The organism is Aeromonas sp. QDB23, from assembly GCF_027707745.1.
GTDB classification, from domain to species: Bacteria; Pseudomonadota; Gammaproteobacteria; order Enterobacterales; family Aeromonadaceae; genus Aeromonas; species Aeromonas allosaccharophila.
In genome coordinates this window covers 1-23,544 of sequence record NZ_JAPCJA010000009.1, presented here as the reverse complement: position 1 = coordinate 23,544, position 23,544 = coordinate 1, and the positions used below count along the sequence as shown (strand labels likewise).

21 protein-coding genes and 1 riboswitch are annotated in these 23,544 nt (G+C 60.3%); of the genes, 16 read left to right on the top strand and 5 right to left on the bottom strand.

Translation table 11 applies throughout. The annotated features are described in order from the left end of the window. Nucleotides 1-102: 102 nt before the first annotated feature. A complete protein-coding gene (aphA, locus tag PG888_RS06220) occupies nucleotides 103-822 on the top strand; it encodes an acid phosphatase AphA (RefSeq protein ID WP_182938848.1) in 720 nt (239 codons plus the stop codon). Nucleotides 823-895: 73 nt separating this feature from the next. On the opposite strand, the gene PG888_RS06215 is transcribed toward aphA, so the two are convergent. After that, nucleotides 896-1,162 (bottom strand): hypothetical protein, encoded by a 267-nt coding sequence (locus tag PG888_RS06215; protein ID WP_005348674.1) that lies wholly within the window; start codon nucleotides 1,160-1,162, stop codon nucleotides 896-898. 169 nt (nucleotides 1,163-1,331) lie between these two features. Here PG888_RS06215 and PG888_RS06210 point away from each other — a divergent pair, with 169 nt between their 5' ends. Then, the gene (locus tag PG888_RS06210) at nucleotides 1,332-2,153 is read left to right on the top strand and encodes an HDOD domain-containing protein (protein WP_182938849.1); all 822 of its coding nucleotides are present in this window, start codon (nucleotides 1,332-1,334) and stop codon (nucleotides 2,151-2,153) included. A gap of 128 nt (nucleotides 2,154-2,281) precedes the next feature. Then, nucleotides 2,282-2,779, top strand: coding sequence for a GNAT family N-acetyltransferase (locus tag PG888_RS06205; protein ID WP_075112783.1), 498 nt, complete (start codon nucleotides 2,282-2,284; stop codon nucleotides 2,777-2,779). A gap of 154 nt (nucleotides 2,780-2,933) precedes the next feature. Here the strand turns inward: PG888_RS06205 and PG888_RS06200 are convergent, their stop codons facing one another. Together PG888_RS06200 and PG888_RS06195 are read right to left on the bottom strand one after the other, a co-directional pair. Beyond that, on the bottom strand, nucleotides 2,934-3,110 hold the full coding sequence (locus tag PG888_RS06200; RefSeq protein WP_005342935.1) for a hypothetical protein: 177 nt from the start codon (nucleotides 3,108-3,110) through the stop codon (nucleotides 2,934-2,936). Nucleotides 3,111-3,601: 491 nt separating this feature from the next. Then, a complete protein-coding gene (locus PG888_RS06195; RefSeq protein ID WP_042057196.1) occupies nucleotides 3,602-4,879 on the bottom strand; it encodes a cation:proton antiporter in 1,278 nt (425 codons plus the stop codon). Nucleotides 4,880-5,095: 216 nt separating this feature from the next. Here PG888_RS06195 and metH point away from each other — a divergent pair, with 216 nt between their 5' ends. Further along, entirely contained in the window at nucleotides 5,096-8,791 is a 3,696-nt protein-coding gene (metH, locus tag PG888_RS06190; protein ID WP_182939701.1) for a methionine synthase, read from the top strand. A 231-nt stretch (nucleotides 8,792-9,022) separates the two neighbouring features. Beyond that, the gene (gene rimK, locus PG888_RS06185) at nucleotides 9,023-9,919 is read left to right on the top strand and encodes a 30S ribosomal protein S6--L-glutamate ligase (protein WP_005340088.1); all 897 of its coding nucleotides are present in this window, start codon (nucleotides 9,023-9,025) and stop codon (nucleotides 9,917-9,919) included. 245 nt (nucleotides 9,920-10,164) lie between these two features. Here the strand turns inward: rimK and PG888_RS06180 are convergent, their stop codons facing one another. Further along, complete coding sequence (locus tag PG888_RS06180) at nucleotides 10,165-11,394, bottom strand: sensor histidine kinase (protein WP_182938850.1); 1,230 nt, start codon at nucleotides 11,392-11,394, stop codon at nucleotides 10,165-10,167. Further along, a complete protein-coding gene (locus PG888_RS06175; RefSeq protein WP_005340090.1) occupies nucleotides 11,391-12,059 on the bottom strand; it encodes a response regulator transcription factor in 669 nt (222 codons plus the stop codon). The genes PG888_RS06180 and PG888_RS06175 overlap by 4 nt, the downstream gene beginning before the upstream one ends. 88 nt (nucleotides 12,060-12,147) lie before the next feature. Between PG888_RS06175 and PG888_RS06170 the strand changes: the two genes are divergently transcribed. From PG888_RS06170 to PG888_RS06120, 11 genes are all read left to right on the top strand, one after another. Continuing rightward, entirely contained in the window at nucleotides 12,148-12,570 is a 423-nt protein-coding gene (locus PG888_RS06170; RefSeq protein ID WP_111809133.1) for a hypothetical protein, read from the top strand. Between the two features lie 86 nt (nucleotides 12,571-12,656). Further along, nucleotides 12,657-13,142, top strand: coding sequence for a hypothetical protein (locus PG888_RS06165; RefSeq protein ID WP_182938851.1), 486 nt, complete (start codon nucleotides 12,657-12,659; stop codon nucleotides 13,140-13,142). 56 nt (nucleotides 13,143-13,198) lie between these two features. Further along, nucleotides 13,199-13,714 (top strand): MerR family transcriptional regulator, encoded by a 516-nt coding sequence (locus tag PG888_RS06160; RefSeq protein ID WP_182938852.1) that lies wholly within the window; start codon nucleotides 13,199-13,201, stop codon nucleotides 13,712-13,714. 77 nt (nucleotides 13,715-13,791) lie between these two features. Continuing rightward, a riboswitch (TPP riboswitch) is annotated at nucleotides 13,792-13,904 on the top strand. Nucleotides 13,905-14,184: 280 nt separating this feature from the next. After that, a complete protein-coding gene (gene thiC / locus PG888_RS06155) occupies nucleotides 14,185-16,242 on the top strand; it encodes a phosphomethylpyrimidine synthase ThiC (protein ID WP_182938853.1) in 2,058 nt (685 codons plus the stop codon). Further along, nucleotides 16,239-17,861, top strand: a complete 1,623-nt coding sequence (thiE, locus tag PG888_RS06150) for a thiamine phosphate synthase (protein ID WP_182938854.1) — start codon at nucleotides 16,239-16,241, stop codon at nucleotides 17,859-17,861. Before thiC ends, thiE begins: the two co-directional genes overlap by 4 nt. Beyond that, complete coding sequence (locus tag PG888_RS06145) at nucleotides 17,851-18,627, top strand: HesA/MoeB/ThiF family protein (protein ID WP_182938855.1); 777 nt, start codon at nucleotides 17,851-17,853, stop codon at nucleotides 18,625-18,627. The genes thiE and PG888_RS06145 overlap by 11 nt, the downstream gene beginning before the upstream one ends. Continuing rightward, nucleotides 18,624-18,830, top strand: a complete 207-nt coding sequence (gene thiS, locus PG888_RS06140; RefSeq protein WP_182938856.1) for a sulfur carrier protein ThiS — start codon at nucleotides 18,624-18,626, stop codon at nucleotides 18,828-18,830. Before PG888_RS06145 ends, thiS begins: the two co-directional genes overlap by 4 nt. A 1-nt stretch (nucleotide 18,831) precedes the next feature. Further along, nucleotides 18,832-19,599 carry a thiazole synthase gene (locus PG888_RS06135; protein WP_270692974.1) on the top strand — a complete coding sequence of 256 codons (768 nt, stop codon included), beginning with the start codon at nucleotides 18,832-18,834 and terminating at the stop codon, nucleotides 19,597-19,599. Nucleotides 19,600-19,634: 35 nt separating this feature from the next. Further along, the gene (thiH, locus tag PG888_RS06130) at nucleotides 19,635-20,855 is read left to right on the top strand and encodes a 2-iminoacetate synthase ThiH (protein ID WP_182939702.1); all 1,221 of its coding nucleotides are present in this window, start codon (nucleotides 19,635-19,637) and stop codon (nucleotides 20,853-20,855) included. Nucleotides 20,856-21,461: 606 nt separating this feature from the next. Beyond that, a complete protein-coding gene (locus tag PG888_RS06125; protein ID WP_270692972.1) occupies nucleotides 21,462-22,643 on the top strand; it encodes a DUF262 domain-containing protein in 1,182 nt (393 codons plus the stop codon). An 11-nt stretch (nucleotides 22,644-22,654) separates the two neighbouring features. Next, a complete protein-coding gene (locus PG888_RS06120) occupies nucleotides 22,655-23,458 on the top strand; it encodes a HEPN domain-containing protein (protein ID WP_182938858.1) in 804 nt (267 codons plus the stop codon). Nucleotides 23,459-23,544: the final 86 nt, after the last annotated feature.

Below are 23,544 nucleotides of genomic sequence, written 5' to 3'. Positions count from 1 at the left end.
GGGCGTCAAATGCTCCCTTTTTGCAGGAGCATTCACAGATTTGAGAGGCGGGATGGGGGCACTATTGGCCCCCTCTTTTGATTCAAGATGACAACCTGCCTTATGAAACACGTCTCTCGTCCGGCGCTGCTTGCCTCCTTGCTGGCTGCCGCCCTCGCTCTGCCTGCTGTCGCGGGTCAAGCCGCTACCGTTCAGCCGATCCCTGCCGGTGTCACCACCGTCACTCTGGCCCAGCAGGCACCGATCCACTGGGTCTCGGTGGAGCAGATAGCCAAGAGTCTGGATGGCCTGCCCCCGATGGCGGTCGGGTTTGATATCGACGATACCCTGCTCTTCTCCAGCCCGGGTTTTTATCGCGGCAAACAGGAGTTCTCGCCCAACGACGAGAGCTATCTGAAAAACCCCGCCTTCTGGGAGAAGATGAACAATGGTTGGGATGCGTTCAGCATGCCGAAAGAGGTGGGCAAGGCGCTCATCGCCATGCATCTCAAGCGCGGTGACCACATCTATTTCGTCACCGGTCGCTCGGCCACCAAGACCGAAACCGTGAGCCAGACTCTGCAGCAGACCATGAATATTCCGGCCGACCAGCTCAATCCGGTGATCTTCGCGGGTGATAAGCCGGGCCAGAATACCAAGGTGCAGTGGCTCAAGGATAAGCAGATGAAGCTCTTCTACGGCGATGCCGACGGGGATATCAAGGCGGCGCAGGAGGTTGGTATTCGCGGCATTCGTCTGCTGCGGGCTGCCAACTCCAGCTACCGGCCACTGCCGTTGGCAGGGGCGCTGGGGGAAGAGGTGATCATCAACTCCCAGTTCTGATCCACAGCGGATCCATGCAATAAGGGCGGGGCCATCGGCACCCGCCCTTTTTGCATCCGTCATCCAGCTCGGATCAGTCGTCAGCCCACGGCATCTCGGGCAGGCTGTCGAGGAACTCGCCGTAACGGGTCAGATTGAAGGGGCCCTGATCCGCTTCCATTGCCATCAGCTCGGCCCCGAGGGCGCAGGCGATATATTGCAGTGCCTCTTCCCGTGGGGTGCCCTTCATTACCAGCCGCATCAGGGTCGCTTTCACATGGGGCGGGTGACCATCGTTGAGCTGGTTCTCCACCATCTCCAGCAGCGCGTCTTCGTCAAAAAATTCCTGAGTGTCGTTCATGGGATATCCGCAACAATGAATGTGGCGGCCAGTATAGCCTGAATGTGACTAACACCTTGAATGGCCAGCGAATAAACAATCCGATGAGGAGGCCATTTGTTACCCATAATTAGGAGGAGTTTGCCAAGGCAAACAGGTTGGAACACAGATAACATGGATGGACACGCCTATGCCCACGATAGATTCCCTGCTGGCCGAGCCCAAGCTACTGCCCCAGATCCCGGAAGTGATACGCGATTTGATCCAGACTTTCAATGAAAAGGATCCGGATCTGCTCAAGATCAGCAAGCTGATCAACAAGGACCCTGTCATCTCCGCCAAGTTGCTGCGGCTGGCCAACTCGGCCAAATTCGGCAGCAGTCGTCAGATCGGTACCGTCAATGAAGCCGCGGTGCGGCTGGGGTTGGCGATGGTGCGCAACATGGTGCTGGCTTGCGGGCTCACCGAATCGGTCACTGCGGTGCCCGGCATTGACCTCAAACATTTCTGGGGCTGCGTGTTCAACGTGGCAGAGCTGGCCCGTCGTCTGGCGGTGAAGAAGGGGATGAAGGGGGATGAGGTCTTTACCTGCGCCCTGCTCTACGATCTCGGCCGCTTGGTGATGCATGTGGGCCTGCCGGAAAACACCGTCCACCACATTCACGATCTGGAATTGCACAAGGGGCGGGCCAAGGCGGAAGAGCTGGTGGTCGGCTTCAACTATGCCCAGGTCGGGGCGGCCATGGCACGCTACTGGAAGTTCCCCGAGACCATCAGCAATGCGGTGGAGTATCACTACAACCCCATGCTGGCCAAGGAGTTCTCCGCCGAGGCCGGGTTGATCCATCTGGCGATCGTGCTGGCTGCGCAATCCGATGTGGGGGAAGAGGCGCCGCCCGAGTGGCCCCACAAGGTGGCAGATGCACTGGGGCTGAGCTGGGCCGATTGCGCCGCCCAGTTCACTGCACTGCGCGAGCAGGGTAATGGCTATGCCGGATTGCTGGCTGCCTGAGCCTGTTTATCCCATCTCATCAGGGGCCAACGCGGCCCCTTTTTCATGGCCGATGGCGCCACAGGCTTGCCAGCCCGGGAGTGACGGGGCACTCTTTGCCCTTCACTTTCCGTTAGAGAGCCCTTGCCATGATTGCCTCCTCCCGCCTGATCCTGCGCGAAATGATCGCCACCGATGCCCCCTTCATCCTTGAGCTGCTCAATGACGGCGACTTTTATCGCTACATCGGCGATCGGGGTATTCGCACTCTGGAGCAGGCGCAGGAGTATATCCAGCAGGGGCCAGCAGTCAGCTATGCCCGTTATGGTCACGGGCTCTATCTGGTGGAGCGCAAGGAGGACGGGGCCAGCCTCGGTATCTGCGGCCTGATCAAGCGCGATACCCTGGCGCAGGTCGATATCGGTTACGCCTTCTTGCCGCAGTATCGCGGTCAGGGTTATGCCATTGAAGCGGCGCAGGCCGCCCTTGCCGATGGCAAAAGCCGGTTGGGGATTGGGCAGGTGGTCGCCATCGTCACCCCGGGCAACGAGCGTTCCATCGGCCTGCTGGCCAAGCTGGGGCTGGTACGCAGCCGTCTGGTCAAGCTGAGCGAAGATGCTGACGAATGCCTGCTGCTGGAGCAGTGATCGAGGTCAGAGAGCTGGAAAGCGAATGGCGAGGTGGCTGGTCAGATTGAGTGACAAGCAAGAGGCTGGATCTGGTTAAAGGTGTGAGAGAAGCAAAGAGGCCGCCGTGAGTTGCGGCCTGTCTGCATCGGGCGCTGCCGGAGGGCAGGCAGGATCAGTTGAGGTCTTCGATGGAGAACTCGCCAGCGATACCATCACAGGAGATGGCGAAACCGCCGCTGAAGCGGGTGCTGAACTGGATCAGGAACGCATCGGAATCCTGCTCTTGCGGGGGCAGGTTGATGGGTTTGCTACGACGCAGGGGCTTGTGTGTTTGTACGGCTTTCATCATGGTATTTCTCTATATAAATTAGGTGTTTGCTCCTTGTATTGGCAAATGTCAGGTTAATGGGCGCGGTCGATTGGGTGAACGACAAGCGCGCAGGAATACCCAGCCCGGTTAAGGGGCGTCTGCACTTTTCAAGGAATATGCTGATGCATAAATCAAATTGGGTGGGCAGATCGGGTCTGCACCGTGAGAGCCGGGCAACGCAGGCAGACAGCCTGACGGTTCTCAAGGCGAGTAAATCAGAGGAAGGTTATGTGGGTTTTGGCAGGATTCATCTAACGTTGAAACATTGCGAACATAAACAGGGCTGATTAACTAGCCGGGGCGCATTCTCTCCTCGAAATGAATAAAAAGCAAACAATAATTTGGCGATGTTGAAGTCAGTGCGCTTTTCCTCTGTGTTATCAAGGTGCTATCAGTCGCAAATATTAGCCATAAAAAGAGGGCTCCTGACGGAGCCCTCGTTCATTCTGCAATCAGTACCGTCGGTCGACTCAGTAGTCGCCACAGGCCTTCTTGGCGGCAGTGATCATCGGGGTGATGGTCATGCCCTGCACCACGATGGAGAACATCACCACCGAGTAGGTCATCACCAGGATGACCTGACGCAGGTCGACACCGTGATCCGGGATCATCATGACGCCGGAGGGGAGTGCCAGTGCCATCGCCATGGCCAGACCGCCACGCAGACCGCCCCAGGTAAGGATCCGCACCGAGAAGGTGTTGTAGTTGCGGAATCTGCGGAAGGCCACGTAGGGCAGCGATACGCTGATGAAGCGGGCAGCCAGACAGAGCGGTACCGCGATAACCAGCAGCACCCAGTCATGCCAGGAGAGTTCCAGCAGCACCAGCGCCAGACCGATCAGCAGGAACAGCAGGGCGTTGAGGAACTGATCCATCAACTCCCAGAAGTGATCCAGGTGATGACGGCTCTGTTCGGAGAAGCCGGATTGACGGGTCCAGTTACCGATCATGATGCCGGTGACCACCATGGCCAGCGCACCGGAGACGCCGATCATGTTGGCAAAGGCGAAACCGGCGGTCGGGATGCACAGCGTCAGCAGTAGCTCCAGCGAGCCATCGTCGGTGGCGCTGATCATCACATGGGCGATGAGGCCCAGCACGGCGCCGAACAGGATGCCGCCGAGGGCTTCGTGCAGGAACAGACCGGCCACGCTACCGAAGGTCGGCTCAACCCCGCCAAAGGCGACGGCAAACACGGTGGCGAAGATGACGAGGCCGACGCCGTCGTTGAACAGGGACTCCCCTTCGATCTGGATGGCGATCTGGGGTGGCGCCTTCATCTTCTTGACGATGGCGAGTACGGCAATCGGGTCAGTGGGGGAGATCAGCGCCCCGAACAGCATGCAGTAAACCAGCGGCAGTTCCCAGCCCAGCAGCTTGGCGATAAACCAGAAGCCGTAACCGATGATAAAGGTGGAGAGCAGGGTGGCGATGATGGCCAGAATGGTGATCTCCCACTTCTGGCTACGCAACGCCTTGAGGTTGATGCCAAGACCACCGGCGAACAGCAGGAAGCCCAGAATCCCCTTCAGCAGGAAGTTCTGGAAGTCGATGCTCTCCATGGTTTTGACGGCAAGAGGTTCCAGGTTGAACCAGCCCAGTTTGCCAAACAGCACCATCAGCGCGGAGATCAGCATAGAGCCCGCAGTAATGGCGATGGTGGTCTGGATCTTCACAACATACTGGTTGGCAAAGGCGATAAAAATCGCCAGCGCTGCCAGAAAACAGAGTGTGTAGTAGACGCTCATAGTTATTTTTTTCTCGTTGGTAGACAGCAAGCACGTATCCCTATTCAGGACGGGCATAGGTTACTCTCGGGCCCTATGTTACTCATTACCCATAAATGAGTATATGGTGTTCTGTTTGGACTGATAGACGGCTAGATTTCCATTTTATTTGTTTGCTGTTAGGATGCTGTTTACGCAGTTGCATGGATGTAAGAGGAACACGCGGTGTCGAACGAAATGTCGAGCAGAGAGCCGAGCAAGCAGTCGGACATAACAAAGAAGCTGGAAGCCTGCCTCAGGGAGCGGATCCTGATCATCGACGGGGCCATGGGCACCATGATCCAGGGTTACCGACTGGGCGAAGCGGATTATCGGGGTGAGCGGTTTGCCGACTGGCATACCGACATCAAGGGCAACAACGATCTGCTGGTGCTGACCCGTCCGGCGGTGATCCGCGAGATCCATGAGCAGTACTGCGCTGCCGGGGCCGACATTCTCGAGACCAACACCTTCAACGCCACGCGCATCGCCATGGCCGATTACGAGATGGAAGCATTTTCGGCCGAGATAAACCGCGAGGCGGCCCGGCTGGCCCGCACCGTGGCAGACGAGTGGACGGCGAAAGATCCCGCGAAGCCGCGCTTCGTCGCCGGGGTGCTGGGCCCCACCAACCGCACCTGTTCCATCTCGCCGGACGTCAACGACCCCGGCAAGCGCAACGTCACCTATGACCAGCTGGTGGCCGCCTATACCGAATCGACCCATGCCCTGATCGAGGGCGGCGCCGACATCATCCTGATCGAAACCATTTTCGATACCCTCAACGCCAAGGCCGCCGCCTTCGCGGTGGAAGGGGTGTTCGAAGCGCTGGGTTACAGCCTGCCGGTGATGATCTCCGGCACCATTACCGACGCTTCCGGCCGTACTCTCTCGGGCCAGACTACCGAAGCCTTCTATCACTCGCTGCGTCACGTCAAACCGGTCTCGTTCGGCCTCAACTGTGCGCTCGGCCCGGACGAGCTGCGCCAGTATGTGGAGGAGCTGTCGCGCATCAGCGAATCCTGTGTCAGCGCCCACCCCAACGCCGGTCTGCCCAATGCGTTCGGTGAGTACGACCTCGATGCCGTCGAGATGGCGGAGCATATCCGCGAGTGGGCCCAGAGCGGCTTTCTCAACATGGTCGGCGGCTGCTGCGGCACCACCCCGACCCATATCCGCGCCATGGCCGATGCCGTGGCGGGCCTCAAGCCGCGTGTGCTGCCCGAACTGCCGGTGGCTTGCCGCCTGTCGGGTCTCGAGCCGCTGATCATTACCTCCGAATCCATGTTCGTGAACGTGGGGGAGCGCACCAACGTTACCGGTTCGGCCAAGTTCAAGCGGCTGATCAAAGAGGGGCTCTACGACGAGGCGCTCGATGTCGCCAAGCAGCAGGTAGAGAGCGGCGCCCAGATCATCGACATCAACATGGACGAGGGGATGCTGGACGCCGAGGCGGCCATGGTGCGCTTCTTGAACCTCATCGCCGGCGAGCCGGATATCGCCCGGGTGCCTGTGATGATCGACTCCTCCAAATGGGAGGTGCTGGAAGCGGGTCTCAAGTGCGTGCAGGGCAAGCCGGTGGTCAACTCCATCTCCATGAAGGAGGGGGAGGAGAAGTTCATCCAGCAGGCCAGATTGCTGCGTCGCTACGGCGCCGCAGTCATCGTGATGGCGTTCGACGAGAAGGGGCAGGCCGATACCCGCGCCCGCAAGTTCGAGATCTGTCAGCGCGCCTACCGGATCCTGGTGGATCAGGTCGGTTTCCCGCCGGAAGACATCATCTTCGATCCCAACATCTTCGCGGTGGCGACCGGCATCGACGAACACAACAACTACGCGGTGGACTTCATCGAGGCGGTGAAGGACATCAAGACGAACCTGCCCCACGCCATGATCTCCGGCGGCGTCTCCAACGTCTCGTTTTCGTTTCGCGGCAACGAGCCGGTGCGCGAAGCCATTCACGCCGTTTTCCTCTACCACGCCATCCAGAACGGTATGGACATGGGGATCGTCAACGCCGGTCAGCTCGCCATCTACGAAGACATTCCGGCGGAGCTGAAAGAGAAGGTCGAGGCGGTGGTGCTCAACCTCAATGACAACGCCACCGAGGAGCTGCTGGCCATCGCCGAGAAGTATCGCGGTGCCGGTGCCCAGGCGGAGGATCCGCGGGATCAGGAGTGGCGCAGCTGGCCGGTGGGCAAGCGGCTGGAGCACGCGCTGGTCAAGGGGATCACCGACTTTATCGAAGAGGATACCGAAGAGGCGCGCGCCGGTGCCGAGAAGCCGCTGCACGTCATCGAAGGGCCGCTGATGGATGGCATGAACGTGGTCGGTGACCTGTTCGGCGCGGGCAAGATGTTCCTGCCGCAGGTGGTGAAATCGGCCCGGGTGATGAAGCGGGCGGTGGCCTATCTGCAGCCCTATATCGAGGCGGAAAAATCGGGTGGCTCCAGCAACGGCAAAATCGTGCTCGCCACCGTGAAAGGGGATGTGCACGACATCGGCAAGAACATCGTCGGGGTGGTGCTGCAGTGCAACAACTTCGAGATTGTCGACCTCGGGGTCATGGTCTCCTGCGAGACGATTCTCAAAACTGCGCGGGAGGTCGGCGCAGATATCATCGGCTTGTCGGGTCTCATCACTCCGTCTCTCGACGAGATGGTGCACGTGGCCAAAGAGATGGAGCGCCAGGGCTTCAAGCTGCCGCTGCTGATCGGCGGTGCCACGACTTCCAAGGCGCACACTGCGGTGAAGATCGAGCAGAACTACTCGGAGCCTGTGGTCTATGTCTCCAACGCTTCCCGTGCGGTGGGGGTGGCCCAGAGCCTGCTCAGCCCGGATCTCAAGGAGGCGTTTGTCGCCCGCATCGACAAGGAGTACGAGATTGCCCGGGATCAGCATGCCCGCAAGCAGCCGCGCTCCCGCCCGGTCAGTCTGGCCCATGCCCGCGCCAACCGGCAGCAACTGGACTGGGTTGGCTACCAGCCACCCAAGCCCCGCGAGCCGGGTGTGCAGAAGTTCGAAAACGTGCCCATTTCGGTGCTGCGCCCCTACATCGACTGGACGCCGTTCTTCCTCAGCTGGGAGCTGGCGGGCAAGTATCCGCGCATCCTCGAGGACGAGATCATAGGCGAAGAGGCAACCAAGCTGTTTGCCGATGCCAACGCCATGCTCGACCAACTGGAGAAAGATCAGAGCGTGCGCTGCGCCGGTATTATCGGCCTGTTCCCGGCCAATGCGGTGGGGGATAGCATCGAGGTCTACAGCGACGAGTCCCGCACCGAGGTCATCAAGGTGCTGCACCACCTGCGCCAGCAGAGCGAGAAGCAGGGCTTCCCCAACTACTGTCTGGCGGACTATGTGGCACCGAAAGAGAGCGGCAAGCCTGACTGGATCGGCGCCTTCGCGGTGACCGGCGGTATCGGTGAGGAGGCCATCGCCAAGGCTTACAAGGCGGAGCACGACGACTACAACGCCATCCTCATTCAGGCGGTGTGCGACCGTCTCGCCGAGGCGTTTGCCGAGTACCTGCACGAGCAGGTGCGCAAGGTGCACTGGGGTTATGCCCCCGACGAGGCCCTCAGCAACGAGGAGCTCATTCGCGAGAACTATCAGGGCATCCGCCCGGCTCCCGGTTATCCGGCCTGCCCGGAGCACACCGAAAAGGGCAGCATCTGGGAGCTGCTGGAGGTGGAGCAGGCCATCGGCATGCAGCTCACCGAGTCCTACGCCATGTGGCCAGGGGCGGCGGTATCGGGTTGGTACTTCTCCCACCCCGAGAGCAAATACTTCGCGGTGGCGCAGATCCAGCACGATCAGGTGGAAGATTACGCCGCCCGCAAGGGGATGACGCTGGCCGAAGCCGAGCGCTGGTTGGGGCCAAACCTGAACTGACTCCCGCGTGACACCGGTTGATCTTTAACGAGAAACGGCGGCATCCTTGCACGGGTTGAACAACCTGCGCAGAGCCGCCGTTTAACCTGTTGGTCACAGTGACAGGGTAGCGTGCAGTTTGGCGTGGTTTGTCTTGTTGTCAGGAGAAACAATTGGCGTTGTCTTGGCGCTGTGGCACCTTATACTCTTCCGCCCCATCCTGCCCAGGCATAGCCTTCTAGCGGAATTGTCATGAAGATCGCCATTTTATCCCGTGAGCCGAAAAACTACTCCACCCGCCGTCTGGTCGAGGTGGCGCAGGCGCGCGGTCATCAGGTCGAGGTGCTCGACACCCTGCGCTGCTATATGAATATCGCTTCCCACAACCCCTCCATTCACTACGAGGGTGGGGAGCTGGGAAGTTATGACGCCGTGATCCCCCGGATCGGGGCCAGCATTACCGCCTACGGCACCGCCGTGTTGCGCCAGTTCGAGATGATGAACACCATGGCCCTCAACAGCTCGGTGGCCATCAGTCGCTCCCGCGACAAGCTGCGGGCGATGCAGCTGCTCTCCCGCCATGGCATCGGCCTGCCCATCACCGGCTATGCCCACAGCACCCACGATGTGCCCGACCTTATCACCATGGTGGGCGGGGCTCCGCTGGTGGTGAAGCTGCTGGAGGGTACCCAGGGGATTGGCGTGGTGCTCTGCGAAACCCAGAAAGCCGCCGAGAGCGTGATCGAGGCCTTTATCCAGACCAACAACAACATTCTGGTGCAGGAGTATATCCGCGAGGCCAATGGCGCCGACATCCGCTGTCTGGTGGTCAACGGCAAGGTGGTTGCTGCCATGCGCCGTCAGGCCCAGCCGGGGGAGTTTCGCTCCAACCTGCACCGTGGCGGCACCGCCGAGGCGATCAAGATCACCCCGGAAGAGCGGGCTACCGCGGTGCAGGCCGCCAAGATTATGGGGCTGGATGTGGCAGGGGTGGATATTCTGCGCAGCGCCCGTGGCCCGCTGGTGCTGGAGGTCAACTCCTCCCCCGGCCTGCAAGGGGTGGAAGCTGCCTCCGGCAAGGATGTGGCTGGCAAGATCATCGAGTTCCTCGAACTCAAGGCGAGCCGCAAGAACAAACCGGCGGAGTGAGCCTCGGGCTTGCAGCCGTCAGATCAAAACAGGGCGCCCTTGGGCGCCTTGTTGCTATCTGGCTTAACCAAAGAACCCTCACCCTACCCCTCTCCCAAAGGGAGAGGGAACTGTTCGGTGGTGTTGGGTAATCGTCGTTGGCCTGTGGTTGTCACCGCGAGCTGTGATGGCTTGCCGGGGAGTGTCTGTTGTCTCCCTTCTCCCACTATTTTGAATAGACGGGGAGAAGGGCCGGGGATGAGGGGCTATGCCTTTGTGGGTTCGCTGGTGCTCATCGCCAGCCGGGCGCTGAATACGCCATCCTCCAGCCGGGTATCGATCTGCCAACCCAGCTTCTCGCAGATGCGCTGAATGATGGTGAGGCCGCAGCCGTAGCCAAGGATCTGATCCGGTGCCGCCGCCGTCGGGTTGCTGATAGTGAGCACCGGGCCACACAGCTCGATCTCGATATGCCCCTCGGCGTAGCTCAGGGCATTTTTCAGCAGGTTGCCGAGGGCAATGGCGAGCAGGGATAGGGGGGCGTTTACTTCGCTGCTCTCGTCCAGGTTCAGTCGGATATCGAGGGCCTCCCGCTGCAACAGCGGAGCGAGGCGGGCCAGCTCCTGACGGATCAGCGGGGTGACCTGTTGCAGCGGTCGCTCGACCGCCTCCTTGCGGCCCAGCAGCAGGAAGGTCTCGGTGAGCAGCGCCATCTCGTCGGCGGCGGCGCGGATGCGGGTGGTGGCGCGGGCAGCTGGCGCGGGCAGATCCGTCACCTTGCCAAGCAGGGCGGCCGAGCCCTGGATCACCATGTTGGGGGTGCGCAACTCGTGGCTGGCGAAGCGGCTGAACTCCTGCTCGCGGGCGAACACCGCGCTCACCTCCTGCTTGCCGGCCAGCAGCGCCAGCTCGATATCCCGCAGCTCCTGCCAGGGGGCATCGGGCTCGAAATCCGCCTGATCCGGGGTGAGGTGGGCGACCCTGTGTTGCAGCCGTTGCAGCGGCCCGGTGATGTGGCGCACCAGCCAGATGCCGAAGCCGAGGCAGGCGAGCAGCAGCGTCAGCCCGATCAGCCGGGTCGCCAGATGCAGCTTGTCTTCGTAGGGGTCGAGGTAGTCGTCGGCGTCGTCGTTGAACACCAGATAGAGCAGTCCCTCGCCGGAGGGGTGGCGGGCCACCAGAAAGTGTTTGTCCTCCTTGCCCAGCTGGTGCTCGAAAAAGCCGGGGGTCTGGTATGGCTTCAGCCATTTCGGCAGGCGGCCCGCCTCGGTCCAGTAGCTGGAGAACTGTCTGGGGCTCGGAGCCGCCGCAGCCGGGCCGAGTCGCAGCCAGTCATCGCTGTAGCGGGTTACTTCCGCCTCCAGCCAGTGGCGCAGGCTCAGCTCTTCCATCTTGTCTTCGGCCACCAGCATCAGGCCGGAGAGCAGGATCAGCAGCACCACCCCGGCGCCGCCGAGCGCCATGATCAGGCGGCGGCGCAGGCTCGGCAGGCTCATGCGCTCACCAGTCGGTAACCCTGACCGTGCAGGGTCTCCAGCATGGGAGTGGGGAAGGGTTTGTCCAGCGCGTTGCGCAGGGCGTAGATGTGGCTGCGCAGGGCATCGGAGTCGGGCTCCTCATCCCCCCAGACGGTGTCGAGCACCTCCTGACGGCTGACGATGGCGGGGGCGCGGCGGGCCAGCAGCGCGAGGATCCGGAACGGGATCTTGCCGAGCTTGAGGGGCTCACCGGCGCGGGTGGCGCGGCCGCTGGCGACATCGACCGTCAGATCGCCAAAGCTGATGGCCCCCACATCGCCGCGCGGGCCGCGCAGACTGAGGGCTTGCAGTCGTACCTCCAGCTCCTCCATGGCGAACGGCTTGACCAGATAGTCATCCCCTCCCGCTTTGAAGCCTGCCAGCTTGTCCTCCAGGCTGTCGCGGGCGGTGAGAAACAGCACGGGGGTGGCAATCCCCTGCTCGCGCAGGCGCGCCACCGTGCTGAGCCCATCGAGGCGCGGCATCATCACATCCATGATGATGACGTCGAAACGCTGCTCCTCCAGCAGTTGCAGCGCCGCCTGACCGTGATAGGCACAATCGAGGCGGTGACCGGCCAGCTCCAGATAATCCATGATGGTTTCCGCCACCTGAGGATTGTCTTCCACTACCAAAATCTTCATGCTTTGCTCTCCTGGTTGGCGAGCGTTTCACGCTCTTTTCACACCGGATACGGCATCCTGTTTGCCAGTGTAACCCCGAGGATCCCTGATGAAGAAGTCTCTCTGCGCCCTCCTGCTGCTGATCTTGTTGCCACTTGGCACCGCACAGGCGACCGAATTCAAGCTGACCGGCCGCACCACCTGGCAGCTTGGCCAGCTGATGGTCAACGGCATGCCGTTCGTGATCGACGACCAGACCCGCTTCAAGGATTGGCTCAACGAGGATGATCTCGGCGGCACCTGGGTCGAGATGAAGGGGGTGGTGGAGAACGGCGTGCGCTATGTACGCAAGGTCGAAGCCCTCGACGAAGATGACAAGGACGAGATGGATCTGGAGGGGCCGGTCGAAGGGGGGCGGATCTGGGGCTACACCACCTCGGACAGCAGTCTGGCGCCGTTCGAAGGGCGCTGGCTCGAGCTGGAGTGCAAGTTTGACGGCATGCGCCTGAGTCGTTGCCGCGAGGATGACTGATCCGATCTCTGCATTCCGATTAGAAATGCTCCCGAATGAAGCCCATGCTTGTCCAGCATGGGCTTTTTGTTCAGGGAAGAACGAAGATGGAACAATCGAGAAAGTGGTGTGCATGGATGCTGGGTGTGCCGCTCTGGGCGGCGCAGGCGGGAGCCGACGAGCTGTGGCTGGTTGAGCTGGAGCACAACGACGGCATCCGCCTGCAATTTCAGGGGGCCGAAGTGGAGCAGGGCAGTGCCGCCGTCTGGCGGCAAGGGGAGATGTGGCCGCAGCCACTCAAACCCGGCGACCAGCTTGCCCTGCTGGTCGCCGATGGCGTTGCCACCCGGATTGAGCTGCTGGCCGCCAGAGCCCCGCTCGCCAATCAGCCCTGGCAGCGGGCGCAAGATCGCCTGCAATCCTTCGATAAACAGCAACTCACGCTGGCCACTCTGGGCACTGTGCCACTCAACCCGCAGGTGCGCTGGATCAACGGCTCGGCCGCCGATCTGCACGAAGGGAGCGATCTGGTGCTGATCCGCGACGAACAGGGCCGCTTAAGCGAAATCCTTGTCGTCAATCCGGAGGAGTAGTTGACCTGTCTATGATAGGCGGGTTTATCCTCTGCCCGTTGGATGAAGGAACCCCTATGTTGACGATTACCCGGCTGGCCAGAGAACTGGGCCTGAGCCGCACCACCCTGCTCTATTACGAACGTCTCGGTCTGCTGCTTCCCGCCCTGCGCGGGGAGAACGGCTATCGCCGCTATGGCGAGGCCGAACTGGAACGGGGGCGGCAGATCGCCAGTTTTCGCGCCATGGGGCTGCCGCTTGAAGAGATCGGCACCCTGCTGGCAGCGAGGCAGGAGAGCCACTCCTGCCTCGATGGTCACCTGCTGCGACTGGAGCAGGAGATCGCCGAGCTGAGGCGGCAACAACGGGCCATCATCCTCTATCGCCAACAGATACACGAGGAGATCCCCATGGTAGACAAGGCACGCTGGGTTGCCATCATGCAGGCCGCAGGCATGACCGAAGAGATGATGCGCAACTGGCATATCCAGTTTGAGAAGATGGAGCCACAGGCCCATCAGGAATTCCTCGAATCCCTGCAGATCCCGGCCGCGGAGATCGCTGCCATCCGCACCTGGTCGCGCGGGGAGTAACCCGGTCCGACCACAGCGCCAGCCGTTGACCCGGATTGTTAACGGCTTGTGCTTTAGATTTTCCCCCTTATACTGGCGCCATCTTGTCGGAGTGCTGACCGTCGAACGACGCGAAGCTGAGACCGTTAATTCGGGATCCGTGGAACCTGATCAGGTTAAAACCTGCGAAGGGAACAAGGGTAACTTGCGGGTTACCGCGCCGGGGGAGGAACAAGCCTCTTCCGCTCATCGAAGGGATCACCCTTGATGGGTCAGGGCGCACAGGAGGGAGTCTGTCCCGTCCGGTTGTCCAGCGCGTGGGGCGCCTTGCCCACAACGTGCAGAGAGCGGAAAGCGGCAGAACAGCAGAGCGGAGATCCATCCCGCACGCACTCCCTCCTGAGATAAACACCCCGCCGCAAGTTCATCTTCTCCTCGAACTCCAGACAAGCAAACACCCATAACTTCAACCAGTTAATGTGAGTTTTGCTATGTCTACTTCCGTATCTGATACCACCAAATCCAGCCGCCGCGAGCAGCGCTCCAGCGCTCAGGCTTTTATCGACAGCCTCAAGGGGATGGCTCATCCCAACTCCCGCCGCATCTTTATCGAAGGCTCCCGCCCCGATATCCGGGTACCCCTGCGGGAAATCCAGCTGGCCGACACCTTCGTCGGTGGCACCAAAGAAGATCCCCGGTTCGAGCCCAACGAGCCGGTGCCGGTCTACGACACCTCGGGCCGTTACGGGGAGGAGGGGGTCGCCATCGACGTGCGCCGCGGCCTGCCGCGCCTGCGGGAGAACTGGGTGCTGGAGCGCGATGATACCGACGAACTGCCGGGGCTCAGCTCCACCTTCACTCAGGAGCGGCTGGCCGACGAGGGGCTGGATCACCTGCGCTTCGAGCATCTGCCAAAGCCGCGCCGCGCCAAGCCGGGCCGTCGGGTCACCCAGCTCCACTACGCCCGCGCCGGCATCGTCACTCCCGAGATGGAATTTATCGCCATTCGCGAGAACATGGGTCGCGAGCGGGTGCGCTCTGAACTGTTGCGCACCCAGCATCCTGGCCGCGATTTCGGTGCCCGTTTGCCCCAGAACATCACCCCCGAATTCGTGCGTGATGAGGTGGCCGCCGGTCGCGCCATCATCCCCAGCAACATCAACCACCCGGAAGCGGAGCCGATGATCATCGGCCGCAATTTCCTGGTGAAGATCAACGCCAACATCGGCAACTCGGCGGTCACCTCCAGCATCGAAGAGGAGGTGGAGAAGCTGGTCTGGTCCACCCGCTGGGGCGCCGACACCGTCATGGATCTCTCCACCGGCCGCTATATCCACGAGACCCGCGAGTGGATCCTGCGCAACAGCCCGGTGCCCATCGGTACCGTGCCCATCTATCAGGCGCTGGAGAAGACCAACGGCATCGCCGAAGACCTCACCTGGGAGCTGTTCCGCGACACCCTGCTGGAGCAGGCCGAGCAGGGGGTGGACTACTTCACCATCCACGCCGGCGTCCTGCTGCGCTTCGTGCCGATGACCGCCAAGCGCCTCACCGGCATCGTTTCGCGCGGCGGCAGCATCATGGCCAAGTGGTGCCTCTCCCACCACAAGGAGAACTTCCTCTACCAGCACTTTCGCGAAATCTGCGAGATCTGCGCCGCCTATGACGTGGCCCTGTCGCTGGGCGACGGTCTGCGTCCCGGCTCCGTCTATGACGCCAACGACGAGGCCCAGTTTGCCGAGCTGCGCACCCTGGGCGAGCTGACCAAGATCGCGTGGGAGTACGACGTGCAGGTGATGATCGAGGGGCCGGGTCACGTGCCGATGCACATGATCGAGCGCAACATGACCGAGCAGCTGGAGCATTGCCATGAGGCGCCGTTCTACACCCTTGGCCCGCTCACCACCGACATCGCGCCGGGTTACGATCACTTCACCTCCGGCATCGGCGCCGCGCTTATCGGCTGGTACGGCTGCGCCATGCTCTGCTACGTCACCCCCAAGGAGCATCTGGGCCTGCCCAACAAGGAGGATGTGAAGCAGGGGCTTATCACCTACAAGATCGCCGCCCACGCCGCCGATCTGGCCAAGGGGCACCCGGGCGCCCAGATCCGCGACAACGCCATGTCCAAGGCGCGCTTCGAGTTTCGCTGGGAGGATCAGTTCAATCTGGCCCTCGACCCCGACACAGCCCGCGCCTACCACGACGAGACCCTGCCGCAGGAGTCCGGCAAGGTGGCTCACTTCTGCTCCATGTGCGGGCCCAAGTTCTGCTCCATGAAGATCACTCAGGACGTGCGCGCCTACACCGCTGAACTGAATGCAGCCAAGCTGGAAGCGGTGGAGATCAAGCTGGTCGGCATGGATGGTCAGCAGGAGCAGGTAGTGGCTCAGATGGAGAGCGGCATGGCCCGTAAGGAGCCCGAGACCTTCAAGCAGGCCGAGGTGGTGCGCGGCATGGAGCGGATGGCCGAGACCTTCAAGGAGACTGGCGGCGAGATCTACCATCAGGCGGCGGCGCTGAAACAGGCCGCAGGGGAGGAGGCGTGAGCAGCGCAAGCGGGGCTGTCAGCCCCGCCGAACTGCTGGTGGCCACAGAGGCGCGTCCTGTGGTCTGGACCATCGCCGGTTCCGACTCCGGCGGTGGCGCCGGCATTCAGGCCGACTTGCACACATTGCACGACCTAGGTGTGCACGGCTGTTCGGTCATCTCCGCCATCACCGCCCAAAATTCGGTGGCGGTGAAGATGGTCGACCCCGTGCTGATGCAGACCTTCACCGCCCAGATCGACGCCCTTGGCGTCGATCTGCCGCCCGCCGCCATCAAGATCGGCCTGCTGCCGACCCGGCTCCATGTGGAGGTGCTGGCCCGCCGACTGGCGGCCATCGAGGCCCCCTTTGTGGTCTACGACCCGGTAGCCATCGCCAGCACCGGCACCCCGATGGCGGAGCCCAATATGCTGGAGGCGGTGCGCGAGCAGCTGTTGCCGCGCCTCTCCTTGATCACCCCCAACGGTCCCGAGCTGGAAGCCCTGACCGGCCTGCCCGCCACCAGTCCCGAGCTGGTGCGCCTCGCCGCCCGGCGGCTGCGCGAACTCGGCGCCCGCGCCGTGTTGGTCAAGGGGGGCCACCTTGCGTGGGGCGGGGATCTCTGCCTCGACTACTACCAGGACGAGAGCCGCGAATTCTGGCTCGCCGCGCCGCGCCTCGATACCCGCCACGGCCACGGCACCGGCTGCTGCTACGCCAGCGCCATTGCCGCCGTGGTGGCGCTGGATTATCCAGTAGAGGATGCCATCACTCTGGCGCGAGCCTACCTGCAACAGGGCTTGGCGGCGGCGCAGGGGGTGGGCGCAGGCCCGGGCCCCATCGCCCATCTCGGCTGGCCCGCCGATCTTGCCCACTTCCCCCGCGCCGTGCTGGCGGGCTCAACGCTAGATCGCCGTTTCGGCCTCTTTTCTGTTGAAGGGATGGAAGCGAGCTGCGTCCGCCTGCCGGATGGCCCCTTTGCCGCAACCGAACAGCATCTGGGCCTCTATCCGGTGGTCGATTCGGTCAAGTGGCTGCGCCGCCTGCTGGGGCAGGGGGTCAAGACCATCCAGCTGCGGATCAAGAATCTGCCCGCCGCCCAGGTGGCACCGGCCATTGCCGAGGCTGTCGCGCTCGGTCGCCGTCATGGGGCGCGGCTTTTTATCAACGACTACTGGCAGCAGGCCATCGAGGCGGGCGCCTGGGGCGTGCATCTGGGGCAGGAGGACATGGAAACCGCCGATCTTGCCGCCATTCAGGCGGCCGGGCTGCGCCTTGGCATCTCCACCCACGGCTACTTCGAGCTGATGCGGGCGCGCGAGCTGGCCCCCTCCTATATGGCGCTCGGCCATATCTTCCCGACCAACACCAAGGCGATGCCTTCGCGCCCGCAGGGGCTGGTGCGGCTGCACCGCTACCGCGCCCTGATGGCGCAGTGGCCGACGGTGGCCATCGGCGGCATCAGCGAGGAGCGGGTGGCGGCGGTCAAGGCAAGCGGGGTCGGCAGTATCGCGCTGGTCTCGGCCATCACGGCCAGCGATGACTGGCAGGGGGCGACCGAACGGCTGCTCGAGGCCGTGGGAGCGGGGGATGAGCCACGCTCGGCCACTGACATAAGAGAGGTGGAACATGCTCTCTGATGTTGAGTATTTGCGATACGGCCGTCAGCTGATGCTGGCGGAAGTGGGCGAGGCGGGGCAGGCGCGGCTCAAGGATAAATCGGTGCTGATCGTCGGCCTTGGCGGGCTCGGCTCGCCGCTCGCCCTCTATCTGGCCGGGGCCGGGGTGGGCACCTTGTGGCTGGCCGATGGCGATACGGTCGATTCCAGCAACTTGCCGCGCCAGATCCTGTTCGATAGCGAGGCGGTCAACCACTCCAAGGCGGAGCTGGCCCGCGAGCGGTTGGCGGCCCACAACCCGCTGGTGGAGCTGATCGCCATCAACCAGCGGCTCGATGCCGCCAGCCTGCCGGAGTTTGTGGCCGAGGTAGATCTGGTGATCGATTGCTGCGACAACCTCGCCACCCGCCAGGCCATCAACGCCGCCTGCGTGGAGCAGGACAAACCCTGGATCTCCGCCGCCGCAGTGGGTTGGCAGGGGCAGCTGATGGCGCGCACCAGCAGCGATCACGCCTGTTACGCCTGCCTCTATCCGCTGGATACAGAGATCAAGGAGAGCTGCGAGACCAGCGGTGTCACCGGCCCGCTGGTGGGAGTGATGGGCTCTTTGCAGGCGCTGGAGGCACTGAAACTGCTGCTCGGGATGCCGAGCCCGGTCGCTGGCACATTGCGCCGCTTCGATGCGTTGACCCATCAGTGGCAGACCCTCACTCTGGCCCCGGATCCCGATTGCCCGGTTTGCGGGCAGCGCCGATGCCCGACACACGATAAGGAGATCACCCCATGACCCTCACCATTCGACTCAACGATAAAGCCCAGTCGCTGGCGGCAGGGCTGAGTGTGGCCGATCTGCTGGCAGCGCAAGACGTTAATCCACAGGGAGTGGCGGTAGCCCTTAACGGCGGCGTGCTGCCCCGTGGCCGCTGGGCCGAGACCCGTCTCAATGACGGGGACGAACTTCACCTCTTCACTGCCATTGCTGGAGGCTGACATGCTGACAATTGCCGATCACACCTTCTCATCGCGCCTCTTTACCGGCACCGGCAAGTTTGCCCGCCCGGATCTGATGGCCGCCGCCACCCTGGCGAGTGGCTCCCAACTGGTCACCATGGCCATCAAGCGGCTCGAACCGGGCAAGGCCCACGACGATATCCTGAGCCCCTTGCTGCAACTCGGGGTCAAGCTGCTGCCCAACACCTCAGGCGCCAAGACCGCCGCCGAGGCGGTATTTGCCGCCCACCTGGCCCGCGAGGCGCTGGGCACCAACTGGCTGAAGCTGGAGATCCACCCCGATCCGCGCTATCTGCTGCCCGATCCCATCGAGACGCTGAAAGCCGCCGAACAGCTGGTGAAAGAGGGCTTTGTGGTGCTGCCCTACTGCGGCGCCGACCCCGTGCTCTGCAAACGGCTGGAAGAGGTGGGCAGCGCCGCCGTGATGCCGCTGGGCGCCCCCATCGGCTCCAATCAGGGGCTGGTGACCCGGGAGTTTCTCTCCATCATCGTCGAGCAGGCCAATGTGCCTGTGGTGGTGGATGCGGGCATAGGTGCGCCGAGCCACGCCGCCGCCGCCTTTGAACTGGGGGCCGATGCCGTGCTGGTCAACACCGCCATTGCAGTGAGCGGCGATCCGGTCGCCATGGGCCGCGCCTTTGCGCTCGCCTGCACCGCCGGTCGTAGTGCCTATGAAGCGGGCCTCGGCGCCCGCGCCCTGCAGGCCCAAGCCTCCAGCCCGCTCACCGATTTTCTGGGGGCGTTATGAGTCATGATGCTGGCGCGGGGCAAGAGCCAATCGCCATGTCCTCTTTCTCGGTTTCTCCCGAGGCTAATGTGTTTAGCCCCCCTCTCCCTCTGGGAGAGGGGCTGGGGGTGAGGGCGCCGGGGGTGAGGGCTAAGGAGCCTACCTTTCTCGACCGATGGCAGGAGCTGGAGTGGGACGATATCGGCATGCAGATCCGCGCCAAGACGGCCGCCGATGTGGCACGCGCCCTGAGTGCACCCCGCCGCACCCTGAGCGATTTTATGGCGCTGATCTCGCCGGCTGCCGAGGTGTATCTGCCGCAGATGGCGGCCGAGGCCGAGCGGCTGACCCGCCAGCGCTTTGGCAACACCATCGGCTTCTATGTGCCGCTCTATCTGTCGAACCTGTGCGCCAACGACTGCACCTACTGCGGCTTCTCCATGAGCAACCGCCTCAAGCGCAAGACCCTGAATGCAGATGAGATTGAGCGCGAGTGTCTGGCCATCAAGGCGCGCGGTTTTGACAGCGTGCTGCTGGTGACCGGCGAGCACGAGCACAAGGTGGGGCTCGCCTATTTTCGCGAGGTGATGCCCATCATCCGCCGCCACTTCAGCACGGTAGGGATGGAGGTGCAGCCCCTCTCGCAAGCCGAATATGCCGAACTGAAGACCCTCGGCCTCGACGCCGTCATGGTCTATCAGGAGACCTACCACGCCCCCACCTACGCCCGCCACCATCTGCGCGGCAACAAGCGGGATATCGTATGGCGCCTCGCCACCCCGGATCGGTTGGGCCGCGCCGGTATCGACAAAATCGGGTTGGGGGCGCTGATCGGTCTCTCCTCGGACTGGCGCGCCGACAGCTACTTTGTCGCCGAGCACCTGAGCTGGCTTGAGCGCCACCACTGGCAGAGCCGCTATTCGCTCTCCTTCCCGCGCCTGCGCCCCTGCACCGGCGGACTGGAACCTGCCGTGGTCATGTCGGATCGCCAGCTGGCACAGCTGATCTGCGCCTGGCGCCTCTTCTCGCCAACCCTGGACTTGTCGCTCTCCACCCGCGAGTCGGCCACGTTTCGCAACGGCGCGGTGCGCCTTGGCATCACCCAGATGTCGGCCGAGTCACGCACCCAGCCGGGTGGCTATGCCGAGGGGGATGCCGAGGAGCTGGAGCAGTTCGCCATCCACGACGACCGCCCGGTGGGGGAAGTGGCCGCCGCCGTGCGGCAGGCAGGGTTGCAGCCGGTGTTCAAGGACTGGGAACCCTTCTTGGGCCGCTAGGGGCGGCCACGCCCCTTTGCCGGTGGCATTCCGGCGTCCAGCCAGACTCCGTGCCTGTGGCAAGCAGGCACGGCTGCGCCGTGCAATCGTAGGGTCGATTAGCCGGTAGGCGTAATCGTCCGTTCCGAGGTATGGCGTTGGCGGCAGGGGCCGTTGTGTGGTGGCACGGCTTTGCCGTGCAGGATGCGAGGCCGCTGGCCTCGAAGGGGTTTCGCCCGCCCTTCGGGCCGGGGCGAGTGACTTTGGAAAGACCCAAAGTCACCAAAGGTCTTCTCCCCCGCTTATTCGCCCGACTTCGTCGGGTTCCATCGGTATGCGCCGATGATCTTAGGCCTTAGCCATCTATTCGTTGTAAGGGTTTTGTCGTCAGTGGTTGGAACTGATTTTTCCAAAGCTCAACGTTTTAGGATCACGGTCACATCATCCCCTCGATATCCTTCCCCATGACGGCTTCAATCGATAACATTACTAGAAGTTCATTATCTCTATTGGGTTCGATCCAATGCGTTGTATAGCTAATTCAGAGTTAATTTGATACGGCTAGTGAGCAAGTCTTATCGGTTATTAAAATTTAATTTGGTCATTTTTATTTAATGGGTGAGTAAAATGAGTAAAGAATTTACATCAGACGAACATGAAATAGATGAATGGTTTGAGGACGATCTTTCCGAAACAAATTCTTTTTTTTCAAGCATGGTTGACCCTGCTGAGAAATATGCAGCAAGTCAACTGCGTGTGGTTCGTGAGACTAGAGATTACCAGTTGGATTATCTTAAGCATGCACTTCAGCCGGGAAGGCAAATAATTGACACATCTCCTGGCTATCAACGGAGATTGAGATGGACAAATAAAAAGCGCTCCTTGCTCATTGAGTCATTTTTATTAAATATACCCGTGCCACCTATTTTCCTTTTTGAAAGGGACTATGGTGAGTATGAAGTAATAGATGGTCGCCAGAGAATAGAGACGATACATGCATTTTTCTCTAATGAGTTCTCTCTTAATAGCCTTGAGTACTGGTCCGAGTTAAACAACAAACGGTTTACTGAACTGCCTGTTGTTTTACAGCGTGGTCTTTTGAGACGAAGCATTTCAGCCATCGTATTACTCGCAGAAACAGACAAGGGGGCTCATGAGCTTGATGTACGCAGAGTGTTATTTGATCGTCTTAATACAGGCGGTATTAAACTAAATCCTCAAGAGCTGAGAAATGCACTTTACCCCGGAACCTTAAATGCGCTACTAATTAAACTAGCAAGGACGGAGTATTTTACTTCAACGTGGAATATACCAAAATATAAAAAAAATGAGGAAAGCGAGCCTTCAGAGGAATTGCTAAAAAACTCTCTTTTCTCCACTATGGCAGATGCCGAATTGGTTCTTCGTTTTTTTGCATTACAAGACGCATTCCTCTCTGGTAAAACTGGCTCATTGAGACGTATTTTAGACAGATATATGGAGTTTAATAAAGATATTAACGAAGCTGAGCAACAAAGAATGCAGTCTGATTTTAGTGACTCTATTAAAAGGCTTTATATGGTTTTTGATGGTGAACCATTTAAACTACCCAAAACAAGAAGGCCAAGTCGTCCATTATATGATGCACTAATGATCGCACTAAGTATTAATCCTGGGTTGGATGTTGAAAATAGGAAGACTATTATTGTTGATAAGCTTGCGAGCGCATTAGCTAATGAGGAAAGCTATGAAATATTGATTGGTAGAGGAAATACGATTGAGGCTGTTCGTCAACGCATTCTGCTAGCCATAGAGATACTTTCTGCGTGAGGTTTACAATCATGAGTGCGCTTGATGTTGTGTTAACAGAATTTTGCAGTGATGTAGAGCGAGCGGAGCATTTACTATCTTTAATTAAAAATTTCAGAGAGTTTGGGGCCAGTACTCCACCAGAAATAGAATGTGAATCTGGAGTTTTATGGTCAACAGCTGCTTTACTACATGAAGCATCCAAGCAACGCAGGACTGATCTACCAGTTCTCTCTGGCTCGTTACAGCTGTATCTTGCTGGCCGCTTCGAGTATTGTATTAGGCAAATAGTAGAAACTGTGTCCGATGAAATTGCATCTAAAGTAAATGCATTCACTGAACTGCCAGATGTAATCCAAGGTGAGCTTAAGACTAGGACTCTGGAGATTGCACAAAATCCACGAAGATATGGATATAATGATGTTATGGTTGATTCCTTGTTAGCATCTCTAGTGGCTAGCAAAGGGGCAATTTCTGGTCCAGTAACCATAAAGTCCTCTGTGCTATCATTGACAGATTCTAATATTAAGGACCGTGTTCTTGCAGATCTTCTGAAAAGAGTTGGAGTGCAAGATTTTTGGCGTGAAATTGGTAAGCAGGCGACAGTGAAATTAGCGTTGGAAACATCCACTGATAGTGAGACAACAGTAAAGGCACAATCTAAGTTAAATGCAATAATGGAGGAGCGGAATCAAGTTGCTCATCCAACAGCAACAACACAGTTTCCCGATCCAGATCAAGTTCTTAGTTCTGCTGCTTTTTTGAAAATGTTGGCATCAAATACAGTGAATCTTGCAAAAATTTACCTGGCAACGTATAGGCCACAAGCATCTTAGTTATCCTAACAGGGCGAGATCGTGAACATTTTGTTAAAAATTAAAAATAGTTTTTTGCCTACAAAACAAATACTTATAGGCCTGTG